The organism is Acidovorax sp. K2F (assembly GCF_025246485.1).
In the GTDB taxonomy this organism is placed as follows: Bacteria; Pseudomonadota; Gammaproteobacteria; order Burkholderiales; family Burkholderiaceae_C; genus Acidovorax; species Acidovorax delafieldii.
The window spans coordinates 120,480-134,866 of sequence record NZ_JAOBSQ010000007.1; the positions used below are offsets into that span (position 1 = coordinate 120,480).

Annotated in this window: 12 protein-coding genes; 5 read left to right on the top strand and 7 right to left on the bottom strand. The window is 66.2% G+C overall.

The window, feature by feature from the left end; translation table 11 throughout:
- Positions 1-30 precede the first annotated feature (30 nt).
- The 5 genes from N4G42_RS02910 to N4G42_RS02930 all read right to left on the bottom strand — a co-directional run bounded on the left by N4G42_RS02910 (position 31) and on the right by N4G42_RS02930 (position 6,303).
- Positions 31-1,359, bottom strand: coding sequence for an ABC transporter substrate-binding protein (locus N4G42_RS02910; protein ID WP_056059709.1), 1,329 nt, complete (start codon positions 1,357-1,359; stop codon positions 31-33).
- A 126-nt stretch (positions 1,360-1,485) separates the two neighbouring features.
- Complete coding sequence (locus N4G42_RS02915) at positions 1,486-2,562, bottom strand: branched-chain amino acid ABC transporter permease (protein ID WP_056059708.1); 1,077 nt, start codon at positions 2,560-2,562, stop codon at positions 1,486-1,488.
- Between the two features lie 28 nt (positions 2,563-2,590).
- Positions 2,591-3,520, bottom strand: a complete 930-nt coding sequence (locus N4G42_RS02920; RefSeq protein WP_099731398.1) for a branched-chain amino acid ABC transporter permease — start codon at positions 3,518-3,520, stop codon at positions 2,591-2,593.
- A 15-nt stretch (positions 3,521-3,535) separates the two neighbouring features.
- Complete coding sequence (locus N4G42_RS02925; RefSeq protein ID WP_056060064.1) at positions 3,536-4,321, bottom strand: ABC transporter ATP-binding protein; 786 nt, start codon at positions 4,319-4,321, stop codon at positions 3,536-3,538.
- Positions 4,322-4,356: 35 nt separating this feature from the next.
- Positions 4,357-6,303: an AMP-dependent synthetase/ligase gene (locus tag N4G42_RS02930; RefSeq protein WP_260666092.1), complete on the bottom strand. Its 1,947-nt coding sequence runs from the start codon at positions 6,301-6,303 to the stop codon at positions 4,357-4,359.
- A 181-nt stretch (positions 6,304-6,484) separates the two neighbouring features.
- Between N4G42_RS02930 and N4G42_RS02935 the strand changes: the two genes are divergently transcribed.
- Positions 6,485-8,227, top strand: a complete 1,743-nt coding sequence (locus N4G42_RS02935; protein ID WP_260666093.1) for an ExeA family protein — start codon at positions 6,485-6,487, stop codon at positions 8,225-8,227.
- Between the two features lie 5 nt (positions 8,228-8,232).
- Positions 8,233-9,048: a general secretion pathway protein GspB gene (locus N4G42_RS02940; protein ID WP_260666094.1), complete on the top strand. Its 816-nt coding sequence runs from the start codon at positions 8,233-8,235 to the stop codon at positions 9,046-9,048.
- A gap of 133 nt (positions 9,049-9,181) precedes the next feature.
- On the opposite strand, the gene N4G42_RS02945 is transcribed toward N4G42_RS02940, so the two are convergent.
- Complete coding sequence (locus N4G42_RS02945; RefSeq protein WP_260666095.1) at positions 9,182-10,393, bottom strand: ABC transporter substrate-binding protein; 1,212 nt, start codon at positions 10,391-10,393, stop codon at positions 9,182-9,184.
- A gap of 166 nt (positions 10,394-10,559) precedes the next feature.
- Between N4G42_RS02945 and N4G42_RS02950 the strand changes: the two genes are divergently transcribed.
- Positions 10,560-11,285: a Crp/Fnr family transcriptional regulator gene (locus tag N4G42_RS02950; protein WP_056059696.1), complete on the top strand. Its 726-nt coding sequence runs from the start codon at positions 10,560-10,562 to the stop codon at positions 11,283-11,285.
- A 50-nt stretch (positions 11,286-11,335) separates the two neighbouring features.
- Here N4G42_RS02950 and N4G42_RS02955 read toward each other — a convergent pair whose 3' ends face one another.
- On the bottom strand, positions 11,336-13,051 hold the full coding sequence (locus tag N4G42_RS02955; protein WP_260666097.1) for a methyl-accepting chemotaxis protein: 1,716 nt from the start codon (positions 13,049-13,051) through the stop codon (positions 11,336-11,338).
- A gap of 166 nt (positions 13,052-13,217) precedes the next feature.
- Between N4G42_RS02955 and N4G42_RS02960 the strand changes: the two genes are divergently transcribed.
- Together N4G42_RS02960 and N4G42_RS02965 are read left to right on the top strand one after the other, a co-directional pair.
- A complete protein-coding gene (locus N4G42_RS02960; protein ID WP_260666099.1) occupies positions 13,218-13,439 on the top strand; it encodes a hypothetical protein in 222 nt (73 codons plus the stop codon).
- A gap of 17 nt (positions 13,440-13,456) precedes the next feature.
- Positions 13,457-14,350, top strand: a complete 894-nt coding sequence (locus N4G42_RS02965) for a DUF4394 domain-containing protein (RefSeq protein ID WP_260666100.1) — start codon at positions 13,457-13,459, stop codon at positions 14,348-14,350.
- Positions 14,351-14,387 lie beyond the last annotated feature (37 nt).

Sequence of the window (14,387 nt, forward strand, 5' to 3'; positions counted from 1 at the left end):
GAAGCGGCAAAGCCGCTCAGGGGGATGTGCTTAGCTCTGGCAATCCGCCGCATCCCGGCGCGTCATCTTCTTGTCGGCCAGGTACTTGTCCGCACCGGCCTTGACCATGGGCTTGAGGATCTGCTCATCGGCCTGGTACCAGTCGGACGAGAAGTTCCACTTGCTGCCATCCCAGGTGTGCACGCGCGCCCAGGTGGAGCCCATGTGGTCGGCGCAGCTGGTGGACAGCGGACGCATCACGCCGCCAAAGCCCAGCGCGTCCAGCTTCTTCTGGTCCAGGGCCAGGTTTTCCATGCCCCAGCGCACTTGTTCGCCAGTCATGACCTTGCCCTTGCCAAAACGCTCCTGCGCGCGGCGCACCGATTCGACGGCCAGCATCTGGATGATCACGCCACGGGTGTACAGCACCGAGCCCACTTCGTCCTTGGGTCCCGTGCCCTGGCCCTTGTCGTGCACGTTCTTCAGGATGTCCTGGATCACCTTGGGCTGCTGGCCCGAGGTGTTCAGGGCCAGCGCGTTGTAGCCCTTGGCGCCTTCACCCACGTCACGCACATCGGGCTCGGCACCAGCCCACCACACGCCGTACATCTTGTCGCGGGGGTAGCCAGTGGCCTGGGCTTCCTTCAGGGCGGTGGAGTTCATCACGCCCCAGCCCCACAGCAGCACGTAGTCGGGGCGGCTCTGGCGCACTTGCAGCCAGGTGGCCTTCTGCTCCACGCCAGGGGCTGTCACAGGCAGCATCTGCAGCTCAAAGCCGTGCATCTTGGCGCGCTCTTGCAGCAGCGGGATAGGCTCCTTGCCGAACGGGCTGTCGTGGTACACCAGCGCAATCTTCTTGCCCTTGAGCTTGTCCAGACCGCCGTTGGCCTTGCCAATGTGCTGGATCAGGATGTCGGCGCCGGTCCAGTAGCTGCCCATGAATGGGAAGTTCCACTTGAACGCCTGGCCGTCCTGCGCCACCGACAGGCCGTAGCCCAGTGTCATCAGCGGAATCTTGTCCACGGGGGCTTTTTCGGTCAGCGCAAACGTGATGCCGGTGGCCTGGGGGTCGAACAGCGACACGCCGGGGCGGCTCTTGAGGCGCTCATAGCATTCCACGCCACGGTCCGTGGCGTAGCCCGTTTCACATTCTTCAAAAGTCAGCTTCACACCATTGATGCCGCCATCGCGGGCATTGATCATCTTGATGTAATCCTGCTTGCCGTTGGCCCATGGCACGCCGTTGGGCGCGTAGGGGCCTGTGCGGTACGACAGCAGCGGGAAGAACTGCTCCTTGGCTTGTGCGAAAGCGCTCGTCGCGATGGACGATGCACCGGCAGCAACCACCGCAGCGGCGATCACGATTTTCGAAAGCTTCATGGATGTCTCCTTTGGATGAATGTGTTGAAGCACGGGAAAAAACAGGACAGATAGACAGTTAACGCGGCAATGCGGCAGGCACGTATCGGGACTTGCGAGTAAGGGGTTTCCTGCAGTGCTGTCCGGTCAATGGGGGAAGGGCCACAGGCGCAGCTTCTGCTTGGCGGTGGACCACAGCTTGGCCAGCCCATGGGGCTCGACGATGAGGAACCACACAATCAGCGCACCGAAGATCATCAGCTCGGCATGCGATACGCCCGCTGTGGACACCTCGATGCCAAAGAGCCCCATGAAGGCCGGCAGGAACTGGTTGAGCACGATGGGCAGCACCACGATGAAGGCCGCACCAAAGAAGCCGCCCATGATCGAGCCCAGCCCGCCGATGATCACCATGAACAAGAGGCGGAACGATATTTCCACCGAGAAGGCTGCTGGCTCCCACGCGCCCAGGTGCACAAAGGCCCACAGTGCACCGGCCATGCCCACGATGAACGAGCTGACCGCGAACGCGCTGAGCTTGGCGTACATGGGGCGGATGCCGATCACGGCGGCGGCCACGTCCATGTCGCGAATCGCCATCCACTCGCGGCCAATGGCGCCACGCACCAGGTTCTTGGCCAGCAGGGCCACGATGACCAGCAACGCCAGGCAGAAAAGGTATTTGCTGGTGGCGCTTTCGATGGGCATGCCCAGCACCTGCAGGTTGTTGACCGACACCGACCCCGAGTCGGAGTTGTTGGTGAACCACTTGATGCGCAGGAACATCCAGTCGCTGAAGAACTGCGCCGCCAGCGTCGCCACGGCCAGGTACAGCCCCTTGACGCGCAGGCTGGGCAGCCCGAACAGGATGCCGAAGAACGTGGCGCACAGGCCGCCCAGGATCAGTGCAGGGATCAGCGGCATGCCTGGAAAGCGCACGAAGAAGTTGTAGGCGCCGTAGGCTCCCACGGCCATGAAGGCGCCCGAGCCCAGCGAGATCTGCCCGCAGTAGCCCACCAGGATGTTCACCCCCAGGGCCGCCAGCGCCATGATGACAAAGGGGATCAGGATGGCGCGGAAGATGTAGTCGCTGGCCAGCATGGGCACGGCGATGAAGGCAATGGCCAGGATGATGCCGATGGCAATGCGATCCTGCGCGATCGGAAAGATCTGCTGATCGGCGCGGTAGCTCGTCTTGAACTGGCCGTTTTCGCGGTAGAGCATGGAAGTCTCCTGTTCTTGTTGTTATGCGTTACACGCGGTCAATGATCTTTTCTCCGAACAGGCCCTGTGGCCTGAACAAGAGGAACACCAGCGCCAGCACATACGCAAACCAGATCTCGATGCCCCCGCCCACGAAGGGGCCCAGGTACACCTCGGAGAGCTTCTCGCCCACGCCGATGATCAGCCCGCCGATGATGGCGCCGGGCACCGAGGTGAGGCCGCCCAGGATCACCACGGGCAGCGCACGCAGCGCCACCGTGGTCAGTGAGAACTGCACACCCAGCTTGCTGCCCCAGATCATCCCGGCGACCAGGGCCACGACACCGGCCACGCACCACACGATCACCCAGATGCGGTTGAGCGGAATGCCGATGGACTGGGCGGCCTGGTGGTCGTCGGCCACGGCGCGCAGCGCGCGGCCGGTGGAAGTCTTCTGGAAGAACACCGACAGCAGGGCCACCAGCGCGGCGGCAATGGCGGCGGCAATCACGTCTTCCTTGTTGATCAGGATGCCGCCCTGAAAGAGGCTGTCGAGCATGAAGATCGGCTCCTTGGGCATGCCCACATCGATCTTGTAGATGTCGCTGCCGAACAGCGTCTGGCCCAGGCCTTCCATGAAGTAGGTAATGCCCAGCGTGGCCATGAGCAGCGTGGCGCCCTCCTGGTTCACGAGGTGGCGCAGCACCAGCTTCTCGATCAGCCAGGCCACCACAAACATGATGGCGCCTGCGATCACAAAGGCCGCCAGGTTGGCCACGATGGGGCTGCTGATGCCCGTCCACTTGGGGATCCACTCGGAAAAACGGGCCATGGCCAGCGCTGCGAACAGCACCATGGCGCCCTGTGCAAAGTTGAACACGCCCGAGGCTTTGTAGATCAGCACAAAGCCCAGCGCCACCAGCGAATACAGCATGCCGGCCATCAGGCCGCCGATCAGTGTTTCAAGAAAGAATGCCATGTTGTCTTCTCCTGATCAGTGCGAGGTGCCGAGATAGGCACTGATCACGTCTTCGTTGCTGCGCACTTCGTCGGGGCTGCCGTCGCCGATCTTCTTGCCGTAGTCCAGCACCACCACGCGGTCGCTGATGTCCATCACCACGCCCATGTCGTGTTCGATCAGCACGATGGTGGTGCCGAACTCGTCGTTCACGTCCAGGATGAAGCGGCACATGTCCTGCTTTTCTTCCACGTTCATGCCGGCCATGGGCTCGTCCAGCAGCAGCACCTGCGGCTCCATGGCCAGGGCGCGGCCCAGGTCCACGCGCTTTTGCAGGCCGTAGGGCAGCTGGCCCACGGGTGTCTTGCGGTAGGCCTGGATTTCCAGGAAGTCAATGATGTGCTCGACGTATTCGCGGTGGCGGATTTCCTCGCGCTCGGCCGGGCCGATGCGCAGCGCCTGCATCAGCAGGTTGCTTTTGATCTTGAGGTTGCGGCCGGTCATGATGTTGTCGATCACGCTCATGCCCTTGAACAGCGCCAGGTTCTGGAACGTGCGCGCCACGCCCATCTCGGCCACCTGGCGCGAGTTCATGTGGTCAAACGTCTTGCCCCGGAAGGTGATGGAGCCCTCGGACGGCGTGTACACGCCGTTGATGCAGTTGAGCATGGAGCTTTTGCCTGCGCCGTTGGGGCCGATGATGGCGCGGATCTCATGCTCCTTGACGTTAAAGGAGATGTCGGTGAGCGCCTTCACGCCGCCAAACCGGAGGCTGATGTTCTTGACGTCGAGGATGACGTCGCCGATCTTTTTAGTGGTCATGGTGGGGGGCTTCTCCAGCGGGTAGAGCGCGGGCTTCATGCGGCACTCTTCACAGGCGCAAATGTCTTCGTGTCCGACAGCTTGAGCGTGGCGCTCACGCTACCGGTGCGGCCGTCCTCGAACTTGACCTGGGTCTCGATGTACTGCTCGGTGCGGCCTGCGTACAGCGCATCCACCAGCACGCCGTACTTGTCGGCAATGAAGCCCCGGCGGACCTTGTTGGTGCGGGTGAGTTCGCCGTCGTCGGCGTCCAGCTCCTTGTGCAGCACCAGGAAGCGGCTGACCTGGCTGCCAGCCAGCATGGTGTCGGTGGCCAGGTCGGCGTTCACCTTCTCGATGCACTCGCGGATCAGTTCGTAGACCTCGGGTTTTTGGGCCAGGTCGGTGTAGCCAGCGTAGGGCAGGTTGCGGCGCTCGGCCCAGTTGCCCACGGCGTCGAAGTCGATGTTGACCATCACGCAGACCTTCTCACGCTTGTCGCCCAGGGCCACCACCTCCTTGATGTGCGGGAAGAACTTGAGCTTGTTCTCCACGTACTTGGGCGCAAACATGGCGCCGTCGTTGGCGCCGCCCATGATGCGGCCCACGTCCTTGACGCGGTCGATGATCTTGAGGTGGCCGTGGGCGTCCAGAAAGCCTGCATCGCTGGTGTGGTACCAGCCGTCGGCCGTCAGCACCTCGGCCGTGGCGGCCGGGTTCTTGTAGTACTCCTTGAGCAGCCCGGCCGACCTGACCAGGATCTCGCCGTTGTCGGCCACCTTGATTTCCACACCGCGAATTGGCACGCCCACCGTGTCGGCGCGCGCCTGGTTGTCGGGCTGCAGGCACACGAACACGGCGGTTTCGGTGGAGCCGTACAGCTGCTTCAAGTTGATGCCGATGGAGCGGTAGAAGGTGAACAGGTCGGGCCCGATGGCCTCGCCCGCCGTGTAGGCCACGCGCACGCGGCTGAAACCGAGGTTGTTGCGCAGCGGGCCGTACACCAGCACATTGCCCAATGCGTACTTGATGCGGTCGAGGGTGCCCACGGGCTCGCCATCCATGAGGGCGGGGCCCACGCGTTTGGCGACGCGCATGCAGGCCTCGAACATCTTGCGCTTCAAGGCGCCCGCGTCTTCCATGCGGATCATCACGCTGGTGAGCAGACCTTCAAAGATGCGCGGTGGCGCAAAGTAGTAGGTGGGGCCCACTTCCTTCAGATCGATGGTCACCGTGCTGGCCGACTCGGGGCAGTTGACCACGTAGCCGCAGGCCAGCCACTGGGCATAGCTGAAGATGTTCTGGCCGATCCAGGCGGGTGGCAGGTAGGCCAGCACTTCTTCGCTGCTGGTGAGCTTGTCAAATTCGGCGCCCGCACTGGCGCGGTCCAGCAGCGTGCTGTGGGTGTGGACCACGCCCTTGGGGTTGCCCGTGGTGCCGGAGGTGAAGAACATTGCAGCCACGTCGCCGGGCTGGGCCTTGGCCACCTCGGCCTTGAACCAGCCGGGGTTCTTTGCCGCAAAGGCCTTGCCGGACTCGATCAGGGCATCCAGCGATGCCAAGCCGGGCTCTGCGTAGTTGCGCAGGCCGCGGGGGTCGTCAAAGAAGATGTTGGAGATCTGCGGGCATTGCTCGCGGATTTCGAGCAGCTTGTCCACCTGCTCCTGGTCTTCCACCAGGCAAAAGCGCACCTCGGCGTTGTTGAGCGGGAAGATGCACTCGGCCGCCACCGCGTCCTGGTACAGCGGCACGGGGATGGCGCCCAGCGACTGGGCGGCCAGCATGGTGGCGTACAGGCGGGGGCGATTTGCGCCCACCACCACCATGTGTTCATGGCGCTTCAGGCCCGCCAGGTGCAGGCCGGCCGCTACCTGTTCCACCAGGCGCACCAGGTCGGCCCAGCTGTGGGTTTGCCAGATGCCATATTCTTTTTCGCGCAGGGCCGGGGCATTGGGGCGCTCGGCGGCATGCTTGAGCAGCAGTTGCGGGAACGTGGTCAACATTGCAGGTTCCTGAAAGTGAGAAGGTGTCAGCCCGGTGACTGCCGGGCGCGCAAGCTTGTGATTGCGCGATGGGGGAATGCTAGGACCCACTTTGACGTCATCTTGTCTTGCCGACGACAATTTAGGGGTAACTCCCGGGTGGGTAAAACCCTGCCCACGGGCGGGCGGTATCCTCCGGGGCATGTACGCCCCGTTCTTCGGCCTTCAGCACCCGCCGTTCTCCATCGCCCCCGACCCCCGCTACCTGTTCATGAGCGAGCGGCACCGCGAGGCGCTGGCGCACCTGCTGTACGGCCTGGACGCTGGCGGTGGTTTTGTACTGCTGACCGGCGAGGTAGGGGCGGGCAAGACCACGGTGTGCCGCTGCTTTCTGGAGCAGATCCCGCCGCATTGCAACGTGGCCTACATCTTCAACCCCAAGCTCACCGTGGGCGAGCTGCTGCGCTCCATCTGCGACGAGTTTGGCGTGCCCCACCGGCCCTCAGTGGCAGGCGTGGAGACGGTCAAGGACTACATCGACCCGCTCAATGCGGCTTTGCTGACGGCGCACGGCGCCGGGCGCAACACGGTGCTCATCATCGACGAGGCGCAGAACCTGTCGGCCGACGTGCTGGAGCAGCTGCGCCTGTTGACCAACCTGGAAACCAGCGAGCGCAAGCTGCTGCAGATCATCCTCATCGGCCAGCCCGAGCTGCGCACCATGGTTGCCAGCCCTGCCTTGGAGCAACTGGCGCAGCGCGTGATTGCGCGCTTTCACCTCGATGCGCTGAGCGCGCAGGAAACCCAGCAATACATCGCCCACCGCCTGGCCGTGGCGGGCCTGCAAGGCCCGCTGCCCTTCAGTCGCAGCGCCATCCGGCGGGTGCACACGCTGTCGCGCGGCATTCCCCGACGCATCAATCTGCTGTGCGACCGGGCGCTGCTGGGTGCCTATGCCGCCGGGGTGCGCGAGGTCAGCGCCCGCATCGTCCAGCGCGCGGCGGCTGAGGTGTTTGATGCGCCAGCGTCGGCCGCTGCTGCGCGCAACGCCCGGGGCCTGTGGCCGCGCTGGGCGGTTGCGGGCCTGGGTGTGGTGGCGGGAGCCGCCCTGGTGGCGGGAGGCTGGGCACTGGGAACTTGGCCGCAATGGTCTCGGCAAGGCGCCGTGACATCCGCCGTGCCTGCGGGCGCCATGGCCAGCAAAACATCTGCCAGCGCGCCACCGAGCGGCGCTGCCAGCACAGCGGGGGTAACGCCCGCAGCCCCTGCGTCAGGGGCTTCGGCCCCGCGCGGGGCAGCGCCGGTGGCCATGTCAGACCTGCAGCAGTTTGTGGCCGCACTGCCCGCCAGCGATACCGCCGCCTGGCAGGCGCTGGCCTCGGCCTGGGGTGCCAGTGTGGCCGATGGCGCCGACGCCTGCGCCGCATTGCCCCGCGACGGTTTGCGCTGTTATCGCAACCGCCGCGCCGGCCTGAACCTGGTGCGGCAGATCGATCGTCCGGTGCTGCTCACGCTGTTCCCGTCCGAAGAGGGCGACGTGGCGGTGTCGGCCGTGCTGCGCCGCCTGGACGGCGACTCGGCCACGCTGGAAGGCGGGGGCCGCACGGTGCGTGTGCCCGTGGCCGAGCTGGCCCAGGTGTGGCGCGGCGACATTGCCACGCTGTGGCGCACGCCGCCCGATATGCCCGACAAGGGCGACCTGGCGGAGACCCCCGCTGGCGCCGCCTGGCTGGACCAGCAACTGGCCACGGCTGCAGCCGGGGGCACGCGGGCTGCCGTACCTGCAGCCGGCCGCGCGACCACGCCGGCCCAGCGCCAGTCCCGCATCCAGCGCTTCCAGCTGGCCCAGGGGGTGACCCCGGACGGCCGGGCGGGCCCCTTGACCCTCATGCTGCTCAACCGTGTCAACGGCGTGAGCGAACCGCGCTTGCGCACCGGAGGCTGAACCCAGTGTCTTACATCCTTGATGCGCTGCGGCGCGCAGAAGCTGAGCGCGGCCGTGGCGCTGTGCCCGGCATCCATACCCCGGCGGTGCCTGTCCCCGGTGCCGTGCCGGTGGCAGGGCGATCGGCCATCAGCCCGGTGCTGATGGCCGTGGCGGTGGTGGTTGTGGCTGCTGTGGCGGCCGGTGGTACCTGGTGGTTTTTGCAGCGGCCGGTGCCTGCGGGCGCCGTGGTTGTTGCTGCAGCGCCCGCACCATCCGCCGCTGTGGCGCCGTCCATGCCGGCGGTAGCGTCCACGGCGCCGCCCGCAGCGCCTGCCGCTCTGCCGGCAGCCCCCGAAGCGGCCCCTGCGGTGGTGGCGGCGGTGACGCCCCCTCCGGCAGCCGCGCCCCGCGCGGCGGCACCGCAGCGGGAGCGTCCCGCGCCGGTGTCCAGCAACTCGGTCGCACCGCGCTCCCCCGCCACAGACTCCGAACGGTCACGCCCTGCAGAGCCTGCCCCCCGTGAGCGCGTGCCTGCGGCCCCAGCGCCGCGTGTACCCGACATGGCTGCGGCCAGTCCAGCTCCTTCGGCAGCACCGGCGGCTACGGGCACCGTGTTTGCCCAGGCCGATCTGCCCGAGGCTGTGCGGGCACAGCTGCCGTCGCTCAAGATCTCTGGCGTTACCTATTCCAGCAACCCGGTGTACCGCATGGCCATCGTCAACGGCCAGGTGCTGCACGAGGGCGACCCGGCCGGGCCGGGCCTGCTGCTGGAGAAGATCGAGTCCGGCCGCACCATCTGGTCGTTCAAGGGCTACCGGTACGGATTGGCTTCGCAATAGCAGTATTTGGGCAAGATTGGCCGGTAGCGCTAGTGCAATATGCGCTGGCAGCTATTTAATTGATAGCAATTGTGTGGGCATGCGCTAAGCCACCTGTGCCGCTCACATTCGCTGAGAACTGGGGGGCCCAGGGCTATCGCAAGAACCGCCCGTCGCGCCCCACCAGCGTGAGCTCCACAAAGCGCGAGGCGTTGCGGTCGGGCGTGCTGGCGCTGATCTCGAACCCGCCCAGGTCCCACTTTTTCAGGTTCCAGGTGGCGTCGATGAAGGCTGCGCGGGTGGGGTTGCGGCCTGCGCGCTGCAGGGCCTCGGCAAACACGCGGGCGTTGATGTAGCCCTCCAGCGCCAGGTGCGAGGGCTCGGCCGTGGCGCCGGATGCCTTCCAGGCGGCCTGGAATTCGCGCACCACGGGCATCACCACGTTGGAGGGCAGGGGCACCACCTGCGAAATCGCCATGCCCGTGGCGTCCGCGCCCAGGGCCTTGACGGTGGCCGGGGTGCCCATGACCGACAGCGCGTACAGCGTCACGCCCCGCTTGAGCGCGCGGAACGCCTTCACGAACTCCAGCGTGGGCTTGCCCGCCAGGCCAATCACGATGGCCTCCAGGTTGCCGCCAGCCAGCTTGGCTGCGGCGCTGCCCGCGTCCGAGGCGTTGTTCTCCACCGTCACCGTGGTGGCTTCGGGCAGTTTCAGCCGGTCCATGGACTGCTTGGCCGCGTTGAACACCTCTTTGCCGAACGAGTTGTTCTGGTAGACGATGCCAATGCGCTGGATGCCGATGGTGGACAGGTGCTGCACCAGCTTCTCGGCCTCGTCGGCGTAGCTGGCGCGGATGTTGAACACGTTGCGGGCGTTCTTGGTGCGGCTGAGCTGTGCGCCGGTGAAGGGGGCAAAAAACGGGATGCCGCTCTCGATCACCTTGGGCAGCATGGCGTCGATCATGGGCGTGCCCATGCAGTTGAACAGCGCGAAATATCCGGGGTCGGCCAGAAACTGCTCCACATTGGCCAGTGCCTTGGGCACGTCGTAGGTGTCGTCCTGGGTGACGAGTTCAATGGCCTTGCCATGCACGCCGCCGCGCGCGTTGATGCCCGCAAATGCGGCCTTGGCGCCCTGGTGCATGGCCGAGCCCAGGTCGCCCAGCGGGCCGGTGAGGGCGGTGGATTGCGCAATCTTGATTGCGCCCTCCTGCGCGCGGGCCGCGCCGCTCCAGCCCAGCCCGGGCAGGCCGACGGCCGCTGCGGTGGCGGCTGCGGCGGCCAGCACCTGGCGGCGGGCCAGGGGGCGCGGCGCGGTGGGCGCGGGTGGGACGGTGCGTGCGGTGATGGAAGGGTGTTGGGTCATGGTGCTTGTCTCCTCGGGGGCTCCGGCCCTGTACGGGCGGGGCGCGAGGCGACATCATCCCGTCACGATTGGCATTTTTTTGTCGGTCTGGCGACAATTGGGATCGTGGTATTCCCGCATGCCGGGGCGGCTGCGGGACGCCCTTTTTCGTGAGAACCTTTGCGCCATGGACCCACGCACCCACCAGGACCTGTCGCTGCACCAGCGGCGCCGTTCGCCCACGCCGCAGGAGCTTGACGGTATTCCGTGGCTCGACTTGCTGCTGCCCGCCGAGCGAGAGCGCGCCGTGGCCTCGTTGCTGGTGGGGGACGCCAAGGCGGGCGACTATGTGTGCCGCGTGGGGCGCCCGGTGACCTACTGGTTTGGGGTGGTGGAGGGCCTGCTCAAGATGAGCACCGACAACGCCCAGGGCCAGACCATGACCTATGCGGGCCTGCCGCCCGGCGGCTGGTTTGGCGAGGGCACCACCATCAAGCGCGAGCCCTATCGCTACAACATCCAGGCCCTGCGCAAGAGCGTGGTGGCCGGGCTGCCGATTGACAGCTTTCACTGGCTGCTGGACCACTCCATCGGCTTCAACCGTTTTGTGATGAACCAGCTCAACGAGCGCCTGGGCCAGTTCATTGCAGCCCGCGAGATCGACCGCCTGAACAACCCCGATGTGCGTGTGGCGCGCAGCCTAGCGTCGCTGTTCAACCCCGTGCTGTACCCGGGCGTGGGCGAGGTGCTGCGCATCACGCAGCAAGAGCTGGCCTATCTGGTGGGGCTGTCGCGTCAGCGGGTGAACGAGGCGCTGGCGGCGCTGGAGGCGCAAGGGGCGATCCGGGTGGAGTACGGCGGTCTGCGGGTGCTGGACCTGGCGGCGCTGCGATCGAGTGTGACACCCCCCTGAGGCGCTGTGCGCCTTCCCCTGGCGTGGAGTGCGCCCGATTGAAAGTCCCGTCAGCTACGCGGCAGTGCGGGAGCGCGGGATGATGGGGCTGAGGCCAGGTGGCGCGGGGCTGCCGTGCGCGTGGGCGCTGGCACTGCGGTGGGCGATGCGGAGGCGCTGGCCATGCCCCAGCTGTTTTCGTCGCCGCCGTCGCGCGTCAGGCGGAAGGTGCCCACCATCTGTGTCAGGCGTCCGGCCTGGTCCTTGAGGCTGTCGGCAGCGGCTGCGCCTTCCTCCACCAGGGCGGCGTTCTGCTGGGTCATTTCTTCCAGCGCACCCACCGACTGGCTCACATGCCCGATGCGCTGGCTTTGCTCCTGCGTGGCCGCCGTGATCTCGCCCATGATGTCGGAGACGCGGCGCACCGACTGCACCAGTTCTTCAATCGTCTTGCCGGCGTGGTTGACGAGCGTGCTGCCCTCTTGCACCTGGTCCACGCTGGTTCCGATCAGCGCCTTGATTTCGCGCGCGGCCTGGGCCGAGCGCCCCGCCAGGTTGCGCACCTCGCCCGCCACCACCGCAAAGCCACGGCCTTGCTCGCCCGCGCGAGCGGCTTCCACCGCCGCGTTCAGCGCGAGGATGTTGGTCTGGAACGCGATGCCATCGATCACGCTGATGATGTCGGCGATCTTGCGCGAGCTGGCGCTGATGGTGTCCATGGTGCGCACCACCTGGCCTACCACTTCGCCGCCGCGTGTGGCCGCATCGGACGCGGTGGACGCGAGCTGGTTGGCCTGGCGGGCCGAGTCGGCGCTTTGCGACACCGTGCCGGTCAGGTCCACCAGCGCTGTCGCGGCGCCCTGCAGGTTGTGCGAGGTCTGTTCGGTGCGCTGGCTCAGGTCCAGGTTGCCCGAAGCCACTTCGGAGCTGGCCACCAGGATGGAGTCGGCGGTCTGGCCGATTTCGCCCACCAGGGTGCGCAGGCGCTCCTGCATGGCGGCAATGGCTTCGAGCAGGCGGCCGGTTTCGTCGTGGATGCGCACTTCGACCTGCGAGGTGAGGTCGCCGCGTGCAATGCGCTCGGCCACCACGACTGCGCGGCCAATGGGGGCGGTGATACTGGCCGTGATGCGCCAGGCAATCAGCGCGCCCAGCCCGATGGCCAGCAGCACCAGCAGCCCGCCCACCACGCGGGCACTGCTCTGGGTTTGCTCTGCCGAGACGGTGGCCTCGGCATTCAAGGTGTTTTGCAGCTCGATCAGTTCGCGCAGCTTGGCGCGCCAGGCGGTTTCTGCGGGGGCCACGCGTGTCATCAGCGCCAACGTGGCGCTCACGGTGTCGCCGTCGTCAGCGGCCTTGATGGCGCTGTCCAGTTCGGGGCGGGTCTTGCCGCCCAGGGCCTGCACCTCGGTCAGCAGCTTGAGTTCTGCGGGGGTGGCCGTGGCAGGGGTGAGCAGCTGGGTCAGAGCAGCTTCTTGCGTGGCGTATTCCTTGAGCGTCTTGCCCACGGCCACGATCTGCTCGCGCGCCTGCTTGGGATCGATGTCGTTGAGCATGGCGGCGGAGCGGCTCTGGATGCCGATGGCGCTCACGCTTTCCAGCATGCCGTTGACCAGCTTGGCTTTGTTGGCGCCCACGCCGGTGATCTGCGTCATCTGATCGTGCACTTTGCCCACGGACAGCTGGCCCACTGCCGCCACCGCCACCAGGAGTACCAGCATGCAGCCGAACCCCAGGCCGAGCCGGCTGGAAATCGACAGGGATTTGAAGGTGGAAGCAGCCGGCATGGGGGTCCTTGGGTATCGAAAAGGATCAAAGCGTGATCAAACGGGGGCCTCTGCGCAAAGCAATAACGGTGCCCACCGGCCGCCGCGCGTCCGTTGAACGGGCGCTGGAGTCGGTGCAGTGTAGGCAATAACAACAAAATGTGTCATGAGCGTTGAGGATGGTCCCATGCCCGATCTGCATAGCCGTGTTTGTTACAAATGCCGCGCCGCACGACCCTGGTGCACTGGCGTCAAAGTGCAACAGAAGGTGGCGCTGAAACTATTGGAAAAACCATCGCAGGCGCCGGTAATGAATGCCTTTGTTGCTATCAAAAACAAAGTGAATGTGGTGCTTGGGGTTTGCCCTTGCCCCCGCCACGGGTGCAAGCGATCAGGTATAAACCTGTAACACTTGCGAGGTCTTTCATGCATCCGTTTTTTCCCTCTTCCACGCTGCGCACCGCCCTCGCTGCAGCCACCCTGGCCTTGCTGGCCGGCTGTGCGGTACCCCGGCCAGACACCGGTTTGCGCGAAACCCTGGTGGCCGTGACGGCCTCGCATGAGCTCATTACCTTCCAGGCCGCGCAGCCCGAGCGCATCCTGGAGCGGCGCCCCGTGACAGGCTTGGCGCCCGGCGAGCGGCTGGTGGGCATCGACTTCCGCGTGGCCAAGGGCGTGCTCTATGCGCTGTCGCAGGCGGGCCGCCTGTATACGCTCGACATCCCCACCGGCGCGCTGCGCCCGGTGGGCCCTGCACCCGCCGCGCTGGCGCTGCAAGGCGCAGTCTTCGGCTTTGATTTCAACCCGGCAGCCGACCGTATCCGGGTGGTGTCCAACACCGGCCAGAACCTGCGTCTGCACCCCGATACCGGGGCGGTGGTCGATGGCGACACTGCGGTGGAAGGGGTGCAGCCCGACCCCAGCCTGCGCTACGCCTGGGGCGACGTCAACGCCCGCCGCAGGCCCGACATTGCCGGTGCCGCCTACACCTACAACCCCAACGACAGCAAGATCACCACCAACTACGCCATCGACCGTGCGCTGGGCGTGCTGGTGATGCAGGGCTCGCGCGAGGGCACCCAGCCCGTGGTGTCGCCCAACGCCGGGCAGCTGCGCACCGTGGGCCCGCTGGGGCTGGGGCCGCTCACGGACGTGAGTTTTGACATCGCCGACGTGGGCAACACCGCCCTCATCGCCGTGCGCACCGCCGCCGATACCCAGACCCGGCTGCACCAGGTGGACCTGGCGACCGGCGCCACCCGCCCCCTGGGCTTGGTGGGCGATGGCGCGCCCCTGGTGGGCCTGGCGATCGAACCATGAGGCCGGACGGCCTGCCGACGCTGCGGCCGCGCGCGGT

Bases quoted from the DNA above. Each gene is read 5' to 3' on its own strand.
- N4G42_RS02910 (WP_056059709.1), bottom strand. From the start codon at position 1,359: ATGAAGCTTTCGAAAATCGTGATCGCCGCTGCGGTGGTTGCTGCCGGT.
- N4G42_RS02915 (WP_056059708.1), bottom strand. From the start codon at position 2,562: ATGCTCTACCGCGAAAACGGCCAGTTCAAGACGAGCTACCGCGCCGAT.
- N4G42_RS02920 (WP_099731398.1), bottom strand. From the start codon at position 3,520: ATGGCATTCTTTCTTGAAACACTGATCGGCGGCCTGATGGCCGGCATG.
- N4G42_RS02925 (WP_056060064.1), bottom strand. From the start codon at position 4,321: ATGACCACTAAAAAGATCGGCGACGTCATCCTCGACGTCAAGAACATC.
- N4G42_RS02930 (WP_260666092.1), bottom strand. From the start codon at position 6,303: ATGTTGACCACGTTCCCGCAACTGCTGCTCAAGCATGCCGCCGAGCGC.
- N4G42_RS02935 (WP_260666093.1), top strand. From the start codon at position 6,485: ATGTACGCCCCGTTCTTCGGCCTTCAGCACCCGCCGTTCTCCATCGCC.
- N4G42_RS02945 (WP_260666095.1), bottom strand. From the start codon at position 10,393: ATGACCCAACACCCTTCCATCACCGCACGCACCGTCCCACCCGCGCCC.
- N4G42_RS02950 (WP_056059696.1), top strand. From the start codon at position 10,560: ATGGACCCACGCACCCACCAGGACCTGTCGCTGCACCAGCGGCGCCGT.
- N4G42_RS02955 (WP_260666097.1), bottom strand. From the start codon at position 13,051: ATGCCGGCTGCTTCCACCTTCAAATCCCTGTCGATTTCCAGCCGGCTC.
- N4G42_RS02960 (WP_260666099.1), top strand. From the start codon at position 13,218: ATGCCCGATCTGCATAGCCGTGTTTGTTACAAATGCCGCGCCGCACGA.
- N4G42_RS02965 (WP_260666100.1), top strand. From the start codon at position 13,457: ATGCATCCGTTTTTTCCCTCTTCCACGCTGCGCACCGCCCTCGCTGCA.